Source organism: Streptomyces sp. NPDC001941, assembly GCF_040296945.1.
GTDB lineage: Bacteria > Actinomycetota > Actinomycetes > Streptomycetales > Streptomycetaceae > Streptomyces.
The window spans coordinates 17,689-28,705 of the sequence record NZ_JBEOYE010000109.1; the positions used below are offsets into that span (position 1 = coordinate 17,689).

Here is an 11,017-nt window from a genome sequence, read left to right on the forward strand (position 1 = left end):
ATCGTGTCTTCACGATCCCGTCCGGCGTGACACACGGCGAAGGGCCCCGTCCGCGAGGACGGGGCCCTTCTGCCGGGGGCCGGGCACGCTCCGGCGCCGGGTGGCACGTCAGAGCCTGCCGCCCGTCATCCGCGTCAGCGGACCCAGGTGCGGCTTGGCCGTCTGGCGGCCCAGGGCGAAGGCGCCGCCCGCCAGGCCGATCACGCCCGCGGCGGCGCCCGCCGCGATGGCCTTGCGGTGCTTGATGACGGTCCAGGCGGTGCCCGCGGAGGACATCGCCCGGCTCGCCGTGTCGAGCACGGCCTTCTGCCCGGTCTGCAGACCGGCCGCGGCCGCCTGGCCGACGCGCTTGCCCGCGTCGCCCGCCGACTGCACGGCGCTCCCGGCCGCCTGCGCCGACTCCTTGGCCTTAGCGGCCGAAGCGGTCGAGGCTGCCTTGGCGTCGCCGACCGCCTTCACCGTCTTCTTCGCGGGGGAGGCGGTGCGCTTCGCGGCCTGCCGCCCGGCGGTCCCGGCCGCCTTGGCGCCCGAACCGGCCTTGTCCGCGGTGCTGTTGGCGTTCTTGCTGGCTTCACTCTCTGCAGTCATGGCGTTCGTATTGCCGTTCGACCTGGCCTGAAACGCACCAGCGGAATCACGCTCTCCGTCCGGCACGGCCGCGCCGGTGCGGACCTGGGCCGTGTCTTCAGGATCCTTTCCTCCGCCCGGTGGTCAGGACGGCGGCCAGAGCGCCCGGACGAGGGCGCGGGCCTGCGCGGCCAGCCGCTCGGGGGTGAACGCGTCGTCCCCGCCCAGGGCGAGCCGCGCGAAGTGCTCGGCCGCCGCGGTGAGCGCGTGGGCCAGCACGCGCGCGTCGAACCGTTCGTCCGCGCGGTCCGCCGAGAGCCGGGTGACCGCCCGCTCCACGTAGCCGCGGAACCGCTCGCGGTCCGCCTCCACGCGCTCGCGCACGGCGGCCGGCGTGGCGTCCGAGGTGAGCAGGATCAGCCGCCAGGTGTCCGGGTCCTCCCGGAGCATCGCCGACATCCGGAGCACGGCCCCGGCGGCGAAGTCGGCCGGGTCGGCCGGGGCCCCGGCGCCGTCCAGGGTGTCCAGGAGCCGGGTGAAGGCGCGGGCCTGCTGGCGGTCCAGGAGTGCGCCGAGCAGCGCCTCCAGACCGTCGTACGCGCCGTACACCACCGAGCGCGCGACACCGGCCCGCCGGGCGACCGCGTCGATGGTCACCCCGGCGTAGCCCTCGGCCACGATCACGGCCAGCGCGGCGTCGAGCAGCTGCTCGCGGCGCTCGGCCAGGGGGAGCCGCGGGGCGTAGGGGCGGCGCTTGCGCGGCCGGCCCCCGGCCGGGTCGGGGGAGGGCGTGGAAGAAGTCGTCGCGGACACCTTGGCAGTTTACGACATCCCTGTCTTAATTTAAGACGCAGGTGTCGTATTGGTGGCGGCGAAGGCCGCGGGAGAGTGGGGAGTGGCCGGATGGCGGGCAAGGGGCGCGGTGAGGTGCGACCGCACGAGGACTACGGCTTCTTCGGGCCGGACTCCGTGGTGTGGAAGGTATGGGGCTACCCGACGGCGCCGACCGTCGGTTTCCAGCGCTCCGTCGTCGTCGAGGAGCTCGACCCGCCGCTGGTGGCGGCCGTGCACGGCACGCAGGGCATCTACCAGCGCGCGCGGACCCGCTACGACCGCACCGTCCGCTACTTCGCGATGGTCGCCTTCGCGGGCACGCGCGAGGTCTGCAAGGCGGCCGACGTCCTGGTCAAGGTGCACTCCAAGGCGATCGGTGAACTCCCCTACGGCGGTGGCACCTACGACGCCAACGACCCCGACTCGCAGCTGTGGATCCAGCTCACCGGCTGGCACTCGGTGCTGTACGCGTACGAGAAGTACGGGCCCGGCAAGCTCAGCGAGCGCGAGGAGCGCGCCTACTGGGAGGCCTGCGCCGTGGCCGCCGAGTTCCAGACCTGCTCGCCCGACGACGTGCCCCGCACCCGCGAGGGCGTGCGCGCGTACTTCGCCCGGATGCGCCCGCACCTCTCGGCGAGCCCGATCGCCCGGCAGGCCATGCGCCATCTGCTCCGCACCGAGCTGGTACTGCCGCCCATGCCGTTCTGGATGCGGCCCGGCGCACTGGTCGCCGCCCGCGCGATACGGGCCGCCACCCTCGCCACCATGCCGCGCTGGATGCGCGAGATGGCGGGCCTGCGCCAGTCCCGGCTGGTCGACGCGCTGATCGTGCCCGTCATGAAGGCGGGGTTCGCCCTCGCCCACCTCAGCCCGCAGGTCGAACTGGCCCTCCTGGAGCGCCTCTCGCCGTCGACCGCCTCGGTGATCGCCCCGGTCCGGCTCGGCGTGCCGCCGCGTACGAAGGAGGTCCTGACGCCCGCGCAGGCGCGGGCCCGCTACGGCTACGCCAAGCCGGCCGAGGCCCACCTGGAGTTCCGGGCGCGGCAGGCGGAGCGGGTGCACGGGGAGAAGAAGCGTCCCAGCGAGCAGGGGCTGATCGAGTCGCAGGAGGTGCTCGGGCCGCTGGCGTGAGCGGCCGGGGCGTGGCGGGGGCGGGCGTGGGACGGGGCGGAGCACCGTGCGACTTCGGGGCCGCACGGAGATAGGGTGACCAGGCTTTCCCTCGTCACGAGACGCCCCGCCCCGGCCCAGCCGCACGGCCCGTACGAAAGCTGGTCACCATGCCCGAGCGCCCCACCGGATCCACCGACCGCTTCGCACGGGGCAGCGCCGTACTGGCCGAGATCGCCGGGCCGCAGGGCCCCGCCCTGCTGAACTCGCTCGCGGGCATCGCCCCGGACCTGGCGCGGCTCACCATCGAGTTCGGGTACGGCGACATCTACACCCGCCCCGGCCTCACCCTGCCCCAGCGCCAGATCGTGAACGTCGCCGCGCTCACCGCCCTGGGCCACGCCGCCCCGCAACTGCGCTTCCACATCGACGGCGCGCTCAACGTCGGGGTGGGCGCCGCCCAGGTGGTGGAGACGATCGTGCACATGAGCGTGTACGCGGGGTTCCCCGCGGCCCTCAACGGCCTGGCGGTCGCCCGCCAGGCGTTCGAGGCGCGCCCGGACCTCGGCTGGCGCCCCGAGGAGGGCGGGCCCCGGCCGCAGGAGCCGGAGGAGACCGCGCGGGAGCGCCACGCCCGGGGCCTGGCGACCCTGCGCGAGGTGGTCGGCCCGCTGGGGGAGGCGACCGTCGCCGCGGTCGCCGAGACCTCGCCGGAACTCGCCCGCCACATCGTCGAGTTCGCCTTCGGTGACGTCTACGCGCGCCCGTCGCTCGACCTGCGGACCCGCTCCCTCGTCACCGTCGCGGCCTGCACCACGCTGGGCACCGCGGGACCTCAGTTGCGCGTGCACCTGCACGCCTTCCTCGACCTGGGCGGCACCCGCGAGGAGGTCGTGGAGCTGATGACGCACCTCGCCGGGTACGCGGGCTTCCCGGCGGCCCTCAACGGAGTGGCGGCGGCCCGGGAGGTGTTCGCCGAGCGCGACGCACGAGGCGAGCGCGACGCGGGCCCAGCCGGTGGCGCGACCGCGCAGTGACTCAGGTCAGCAGGGACAGCAGGCCGAGTCCGGGGGCGAGCACCCCGGGCTGGCCCAGTGCCTTGAAGTCCTCCTCCACCTCGGCGAGTGCGAGGACTCCCTTGCGCACGGCGTGGAAGCGCACCACGGACCACAGGAACACGTCGAGGCCGTCGAACTGGGTGCCCTCCTCGATCGTCTCCTCCTCGTGGAACCACACCGCGACCCGGCCGCTGGTCAGGACGACGTAGTAGTTGCCGCCGCCGTCCGCCCCGACGGAGAAGACGTCGTCGTCCGACAACTCCGTCTCCTGGTCGGAGTCGAGGATCCGGCAGTCGTTGCCCGCGAAGTCGAAGGCGTACGACCAGTCGTGCACGTCCAGGCAGGCGGGCAGGGTCCCGGCCCTGGCCCGGCGGTCGTAGGCGGCGAGCGCCGACGCGGCGTCGGGCGGCAGCCTCGCCAGGAAGGGCTCGACGGGCCGGGTCGAGGCGGGGACGCCGGAGCGCGGCTCGTCCGGGAACCAGCGCGCCACGTCGGCGTCCAGTTCCCACTCGGCGTAGCCGGTGATCTGATCAAGGGTGAGGGGCATGCGGCGAGGCTAGCCGAGAGGGCGCCAACCCCCTTCCCCGGGGCGCCTGTTGAGCCACATGGACCCCTCATGCCGCAGCCCGCCGTACGCAGTTCACCAGCGCGCACCCCCGCTTCCAGCCCAGCGACTCGTACAACGCCCGCCCCTCGTCGGTCGCCCCCAGGGCCCCGGTGCGGGCGCCCGTACCCACCGCGTGGTCGGCCAGAGCCCGCATCATCAGGACCCCCAACCCCCTTCTGCGGTGCTCGGGTTCGGTGATGACCTGGTCGAACACCGCCACCCCGGCGTGCACCGCCATCTGTCCGCGCGCCGCTTCCTGACCCCGGGGACCGGTGACCAGCGCGCGCACCACCTCGCCCGCGACCTCGATCCCCAGGCGGTACCCCTCGGGCGTCCGCGGACGTCCCGGGTCCAGGTCCACCGTCATCAGGTGGAAGCACTGCTCCGGGTTCACCCGCCAGTCGCCGGGCAACCACCCGGCCACCTCGTCCGGCTCCCCGGGGACCGTGACCACCACGTACGGCCCCGAGGCGGCCGCGACCGCCTCCAGGGCGGCCTCCCGCGCCGGCCTGCCGACCACGTGGCGCGCCGTCATCGCCGGACGCCCCACCTCCACGTACCAGCCCCAGGGCCGGCCCAGCGGGCGCGGGTGCTCCCGCGAAGCCGCCCAGCCGCCGACCCACGCCCCGACCGTGTCCGCGAGCATCGAACTCCCCCTGTCCGTACGGCATTCGTAAGAGACAACCAACGTGATCAGATATTACGCACCCATGTGGACGTGCCGGTGCCCACCCGCCCGCCGCGCATGGTGGGCACCTGCACATGGCCCGGGCGCGCGGCCGTCCCCGAAGCTGAACGTCCACGAGCGACGCACCCCCGCGACCGACGGACGGCGAGGTGCGCACCGCCTCCCCACCACCACGGCCTGCCGCGCGCACCCGCGCCCGCGGGAAGGACTCCCATGCCCACCACCTCCGAAGCGGTCCACGCGGCCGCCACCCGCAGGGCGATACGACGGCTGCTGCCGCTGCTCGGCCTGGCGTACTTCATGTCGTACGTGGACCGCACCAACGTCGCGCTGGCCAAGAGCCAGCTGGAGGCCGACATCGGCATCGGCGCCGCCGCGTACGGGCTCGGCGCGGGCGTCTTCTTCGTCAGCTACGCGCTCCTCGAAGTACCGAGCAACCTGGTGCTCCACCGGGTCGGCGCCCGTGCCTGGATCGCGCGCATCGCCGTGACCTGGGGCCTGGTCTCCGCGGCCATGATGTTCGTCCAGGGCGAGACGTCCTTCTACGCGCTGCGGTTCGCCCTCGGCGCCGCCGAGGCGGGTCTCTACCCGGCCCTGATGTACACCGTCACGCTCTGGTTCTCCCAGCGCCACCGCGTCAGGGTGGTCGGCCTCATCTACACGGCGCCCGCCGCCGCGACCATCCTCGGCGCCCCGGCCGGCGGCGGCCTGATGGCCCTCGACGGCGCGGCCGGGCTGCAGGGCTGGCAGTGGATGTTCCTGGCCGAGGGCCTGGTCACCGTCGCGGTCGGCGTGCTCGTCTGGACCGCCCTGCCCAGCCGCCCGCAGGACGCCCGCTGGCTCTCCGCCGAGGAGGCCGCCGCCCTGTCGGAGCACGCGGCCAGCGGGGAGCCCTCGCCGCACCGGCTCCGCGGCAACCTGAAGCTGGCCTTCGGGCGCCCCGTGGTGCTCCTCCTCGCCGGTACGTACTTCGTGAACCAGCTGGTCGGCTCCGCCATCGGGTTCAACCTGCCGTCCCTCATCGAAGGGCTCGGCGTCAAGGGCTCCTTCACCATCGGGCTCGTCACCGGCAGCATGGGCGTCGCCATCCTCGCCGGGGTCCTGTTCTTCCCCTGGCTGCACGGCCGCATCGGCAACGACACCGGCCTGATCGTGCTCTGCGCCTTCGGCGGGACCGCCGCCATGGCCGCCTACCTGGCCACCGGATCCGCCGGCGGCCGCTACGCCCTCCTGTTCGCCGCCAACTTCTTCCTCACCGGCACCCTGCCCCTGTTCTGGTCCGTCGCGATGTCCCGGATGTCCGGCCTGATGGCCGCCGTGGGACTGGCCTTCATCAACACCGTCGGCCTGCTCGGCGGCTTCTTCGGCCCGATGGCGTTCGGCGTCATCGAGGACCGCACCGGCAGTGACAGCTCCCCGTTCGTCTTCGTCGTCCTCGCCGGCCTGGCCGGAATCGCCCTGGCCGCCCTGCTCAAGCGCACCGTCGGCCGCGAGGACGGCGCCCTGCCCGGCAAGGTCCCCGCCCTCACCGACTGAACCGCCACGCCCCACCACCTCGGGTCCCCGGGCCACCACGCCCGGGGACCCGCGTTGTGCCGGCTCACAACGGGCCCGCACCACACCCCGCACCGGGCCCCGCGCGACCGCAAGGTTCCGGCCGGTGCGGGAGGCCCTATCCTTCGGCCATGAACGAGGAGCTGGCGCTGCGCCGCGAGCTGGCCGTGACCCTGGTCGCCGACATCGACCGGCTCATCGACAGCCTGGCGGACGACATCTGCGCCCACAGCACGCACTACGCCAGCGGCAGCCCGGTCTCGCACGACGACCTGCGCCTCGCCCTGCGCGGCAACATGGAGCTCGCCCTCCTCGAGTTCGCCGGGATGCCCGCCGCCGAGCAGCGCTTCGAGGCGGTCGCCGCCGAGAACGGACGCCTGCGCGCCGAACAGGGCATGCCGCTGGCCACGGTCCTGCGGGCCTACCGGCGCGGCGGACGCGTCCTGTGGCAGGCGATGGCCGACTGGATGCGCGACCGCCCGCCCGTCCAGCAGCGCCTCGTCGGCGACATGGCCGGTGCCGTCTGGGAGACCATCGACCGCTTCTCCTCCGCGATGGCCGACGCCTACCGGCTGCGCACCCTGGAGCTCCAGCACCGCGAGGCGTCCCGGCGCGGCGCCCTGTTCGAGGCGCTCCTCGACGGCCGGGGCGGCGAGTCCGCCGTGGCCGGTGCCGCCGCCACCGCCCTGGGCGTGCCGCGCCACGGCCGGTACGTGGTCGTCGTCATCGCCCAGGACGCCCACGACCCCGCCTCCCCGCCCGACCCGGGCCCCGCGCTCGAAGCCCTCGGCATGTGGTCGTTCTGGCGCCCCCGCGCCGAGACCGTCGCGGGCCTGGTACGGGTCAGGGAGGCCGACACCGCGGCGCTCGCGGACGCCCTGCGCGCCCAGGGCGTCTGCCGGGCCGGCATCTCCCCGCCCTTCGAGGAGCTGCCCGCCGCCGCCCAGGGCCTGCGCCTGGCCCGGCGCGCCCTCGACACCCTCCCGCCGGGCAGCCGCGAGGTCGCCGCGCTCGACGAGCGGCTGGTGCACGCCGCCCTGGGCGCCGAGCCGGAGATCGCCGACCGGCTGGCGGTGCGCTACCTCGACGGCGTCCTGCGCAGCGGCGCCGAACGCTCCGTACTGCTCGACACCCTGCGCGTGTGGCTCGACGAGGGGTGCTCGGCGTCCGGCGCCGCGACCCGGCTGTTCTGCCACCGCAACACGATCCTCAACCGCATCGGCCGCGTCGCCGAGCTGACCGGCTGGCCCGCCGACTCCGGCGAGGCCCGCCTCGGCTGGTCGCTCGCCCTGCGCGCCCTCGAACTCGACCGCCCGGGTCCCTCCTGAGCCGTGCGGGGAGCGCGGTGCCGCTGCCCATCGCGCGCACGGCGAGACTGTGCGTCCGCACATGGCCCCCGGCCGCCGGGGTGGCGGAAGCTGAGCGCGTCGGACACCCCGTTCGTACGCGCAAGGGAGCCACCGTGCAGTTGAGCGTCGCCACCATCCTCAAGGAATCCGCCGCCCGCCACCCCGACCGCACCGCGGTCGTCGACGGCGCGGTCCGCGTCTCCTACCGGCAGCTGTGGCTGGACGTCCTGCGCTTCGCTGCCCGGCTGCGCGACCGGGGCGTGCGGCCGGGGGACCGGGTCGCCGTGCTGCTGCCCAACACCGCCGACTTCCCGCGCGCCTACTACGCGGTCCTCGCGGCCGGCGCCACGGTCGTCCCCGTGCACGCCCTGCTCGTCGCCGACGAGGTCGCCCACGTGCTGCGGCACAGCGGCTGCCGGGCCGTCGTCACCGCGGGCCCCCTCGAAGCCGTCGCCCGCGAGGCCGCGGACGCCACCGGAGCCGACGTGCTGCACGTCACCACCGACGGCGAGCCGCTGGAGCGCCCCGAACCCCGCGACGCCGACGACACCGCGGTGATCCTCTACACCAGCGGCACCACGGGCCGTCCCAAGGGCGCCCTGCTCACCCACGCCAACCTCGTCATGAACGCCACCGTCTGCGCCCAGGACCTGTTCCACCTCACCCCGGACGACGTGGTCCTCGGCTGCCTGCCGCTCTTCCACAGCTTCGGCCAGTCCTGCGCCATGAACGCGGCCCTGCGGGCGGGCTCCGCCCTCGTCCTGAGCGCGCGCTTCACCGGCCCGGGCGCCCTGCAGCTTATGGCCGAGGAGGACGTCACCGTCTTCATGGGCGTGCCCACCATGTACCACGCCCTCACCGAGACCGCGGAGCACGGCGGGGCGCGCCCCGGCGGCCTGCGCATGGCCGTCTCCGGGGGAGCGGCGCTCTCCACCGCGCTCCTCGAACGCTTCGAGGCCGCCTTCGACACCGTCGTCCTGGAGGGGTACGGACTCACCGAGACCTCACCGGCCGCACTCTTCAACCAGCTCGCCACCGGCCGCCGCCCCGGCACCGTCGGCCACCCGATCTGGGGCGTCGAGGCGGCCGTCGCCGACCCCGGGGCCGAGGACCGGATCGTCCTCCTCGCCCCCGGGCAGGTCGGCGAGGTGGTGCTGCGCGGCCACAACGTCTTCGCCGGGTACCTCGACGACCCGGCGGCCACCGCGGCCGCCGTCGTCGACGGCTGGTTCCGCACCGGTGACCTCGGCGTGCACGACACCGACGGCTACCTGAGCATCGTCGACCGCAAGAAGGACCTCATCATCCGCGGCGGCTTCAACGTCTACCCGCGCGAGGTCGAGGAGACCCTGGCCCGCCACCCCTCCGTCGCGCAGGTCAGCGTCCTGGGCCTGCCCGACGAGACCAGGGGCGAGGAGATCTGCGCCGCCGTGGTCCTGCGCCCCGGCGCCACCGACACGCCCGAGTCGCTCGTCACCTGGGCCCGCGCACACCTCGGCAAGCACAAGTACCCGCGCGTCGTGCGCCTGTTGGGCGCACTGCCGCTCGGCCCCAGCGGAAAGGTCCTCAAGCGCGAGCTGAGGGAGGTGTGCGCGTGAGCGCCGTGCGCACCACGAACGGCCGGGTGCGCGGCGCGCAGGGGCCCGGCGGTGCGCCGACCGCCGGGCCCCCGTCACACCGCCGTCAGGCCGTGTGCAGCGTCAAACCGTAGCGCCCGAGTATCTCGTTGATCGGCTGGAACCACGTCTCGCCGCCGGACGAGCAGTTGCCCCAGCCGCCCGAGGTGACGCCCTGCGCCTGGTCGCCGCTGAGGAATGAGCCGCCCGAGTCGCCGCCCTCGGCGCACACGCTGGTCTTCGTCATCTGGTACACCGCGCCCTGGCTGTAGTTGACGGTCTCGTTCTTCGCGAGGACCGTGCCGCAGTGCCAGTGCGTCGTCGAGCCGGAACGGCAGATCGACGACCCGACCGGGGCCTCGCCCGAGCCGCGCACCAGCTGGTCCGGGATGGTGCCCCAGCCGAGGACCACCGGCACGGTCCACCAGCCGCTGTGCACCGAGACCCACGCGTAGTCGTCGCCGGGGAAGGTCGAGCCCTGGAAGGTGCCCATCGCCGAACCGTCCCAGCCGCGCACGGCGGCCCCGGCCTGGGCGCAGTGCCCGGCGGTCACGAAGCCGCCGTACACCGAGAAGCCGATCGAGCACCGGACGTTGCCCGTGTAGTACGGGTCCCCGCCCACGGTCCCCGCGGCGTACGTACGGGGGGCCTCGGCGGTCTCCGCGACGCGCACCGGACCGCCCGCGCGGGCCCGCGCGAGGAAGTCCCGTACCGCGGGCGCGTCCTTCCGGGCGCCGACCACGGTGACCACGACGCTGTTGGCGCGCGGGTCCACGTGCCACCCGGCCACGCCCGCGGGCGCGCGCAGCCCGTCGAGGCGGGACTTGGCGCGGTCCAGGGCGGCCCCGCTGTGCCGGACCAGCCGGGTGTCGGCGCCGAGGGCCCGCACCCCGGCCTCCCGGGCGCGGTCGGTGACGGCGACGACGAGCCGGCCCGTGGCCGCGTCGAACCACGAGCCGCCGTAGGCGGCGCCCGCCGCCTTCTCGGCCTTCCGCTCCACGGCCGCGGCGGCCTTCTCGGCGCGGAGCCTGGCCTCGGCCTGGGTGGAGGTCAGGCCGAGGTCCTCGCCCATCGCGGTGAGCAGTCCGGCGGAGGCGACGGGCGCACCGGCCCCGGGGACGGGCGCGGCCGAGGCCTGGGCGCCGCCCAGGCCGACGGTGAGCAGCAGCGCGGCGACGGCCGCGCGCAGCGCCGCGGCGCGCTTCGGGGAAGCCCCGGGTGCGGGACCCCCGCGTGCGGACAGGGGACCTCCGGGCCTCGGCAGGGAACCTCTGGGTGTGGTCACGGAACAGACCTCCTGGTGTGGGGGGAGTGCTCTCGGCGGGACGGCGAGAGGCTGTGTGAGAGCGCTCTCAACCGACTCGGCCCGTCACGCTAGCGGCGTTCCGAACGGCAGGTCCACATCACTTTCCGGCCGTGGTGACCAGGGGTTTCACGGCTGCTCGCGGGCATGCCGGACCCCCGGCCCGCGCGTCCTCCGGCGCGGGCCGGGGCCCCGGACGGGCGCGCGGGGGGCAACCCCCGGGCCCCCCCCCCCCCCCACGGCGTCTGGGCGGCGGACAGCCCCGGCCCCACCAGGGGGGGGAGGGCCGGGGGGTAGGGGGGGACCGGGGGGTGCGGGGCGGGGCGGGAGT

10 protein-coding genes are annotated in these 11,017 nt (G+C 74.9%); 5 read left to right on the top strand and 5 right to left on the bottom strand.

Annotation, left to right across the window (positions count from 1 at the left end; translation table 11 throughout):
- Positions 1–108: 108 nt before the first annotated feature.
- Together ABT160_RS40385 and ABT160_RS40390 are read right to left on the bottom strand one after the other, a co-directional pair.
- Positions 109–588, bottom strand: a complete 480-nt coding sequence (locus tag ABT160_RS40385) for a hypothetical protein (RefSeq protein WP_351653726.1) — start codon at positions 586–588, stop codon at positions 109–111.
- A 123-nt stretch (positions 589–711) separates the two neighbouring features.
- Entirely contained in the window at positions 712–1,380 is a 669-nt protein-coding gene (locus ABT160_RS40390; protein ID WP_351653728.1) for a TetR/AcrR family transcriptional regulator, read from the bottom strand.
- Between the two features lie 114 nt (positions 1,381–1,494).
- Between ABT160_RS40390 and ABT160_RS40395 the strand changes: the two genes are divergently transcribed.
- Both ABT160_RS40395 and ABT160_RS40400 read left to right on the top strand, forming a co-directional pair.
- Entirely contained in the window at positions 1,495–2,532 is a 1,038-nt protein-coding gene (locus ABT160_RS40395) for an oxygenase MpaB family protein (RefSeq protein WP_351653730.1), read from the top strand.
- Positions 2,533–2,681: 149 nt separating this feature from the next.
- Positions 2,682–3,548 carry a carboxymuconolactone decarboxylase family protein gene (locus ABT160_RS40400; protein WP_351653731.1) on the top strand — a complete coding sequence of 289 codons (867 nt, stop codon included), beginning with the start codon at positions 2,682–2,684 and terminating at the stop codon, positions 3,546–3,548.
- Between the two features lies 1 nt (position 3,549).
- Here the strand turns inward: ABT160_RS40400 and ABT160_RS40405 are convergent, their stop codons facing one another.
- Entirely contained in the window at positions 3,550–4,116 is a 567-nt protein-coding gene (locus ABT160_RS40405; protein ID WP_351653733.1) for a hypothetical protein, read from the bottom strand.
- Positions 4,117–4,183: 67 nt separating this feature from the next.
- Positions 4,184–4,822 carry a GNAT family N-acetyltransferase gene (locus ABT160_RS40410; protein WP_351653735.1) on the bottom strand — a complete coding sequence of 213 codons (639 nt, stop codon included), beginning with the start codon at positions 4,820–4,822 and terminating at the stop codon, positions 4,184–4,186.
- A 255-nt stretch (positions 4,823–5,077) separates the two neighbouring features.
- On the opposite strand from ABT160_RS40410, the gene ABT160_RS40415 reads away from it, so the two are divergent.
- The 3 genes from ABT160_RS40415 to ABT160_RS40425 all read left to right on the top strand — a co-directional run bounded on the left by ABT160_RS40415 (position 5,078) and on the right by ABT160_RS40425 (position 9,365).
- Complete coding sequence (locus ABT160_RS40415) at positions 5,078–6,400, top strand: MFS transporter (protein ID WP_351653737.1); 1,323 nt, start codon at positions 5,078–5,080, stop codon at positions 6,398–6,400.
- A 149-nt stretch (positions 6,401–6,549) separates the two neighbouring features.
- The gene (locus tag ABT160_RS40420; protein WP_351653739.1) at positions 6,550–7,746 is read left to right on the top strand and encodes a PucR family transcriptional regulator; all 1,197 of its coding nucleotides are present in this window, start codon (positions 6,550–6,552) and stop codon (positions 7,744–7,746) included.
- A 134-nt stretch (positions 7,747–7,880) separates the two neighbouring features.
- Positions 7,881–9,365 carry a long-chain-fatty-acid--CoA ligase gene (locus tag ABT160_RS40425; RefSeq protein ID WP_351653741.1) on the top strand — a complete coding sequence of 495 codons (1,485 nt, stop codon included), beginning with the start codon at positions 7,881–7,883 and terminating at the stop codon, positions 9,363–9,365.
- 85 nt (positions 9,366–9,450) lie between these two features.
- Here the strand turns inward: ABT160_RS40425 and ABT160_RS40430 are convergent, their stop codons facing one another.
- Positions 9,451–10,572: a S1 family peptidase gene (locus ABT160_RS40430; RefSeq protein WP_351653745.1), complete on the bottom strand. Its 1,122-nt coding sequence runs from the start codon at positions 10,570–10,572 to the stop codon at positions 9,451–9,453.
- Positions 10,573–11,017 lie beyond the last annotated feature (445 nt).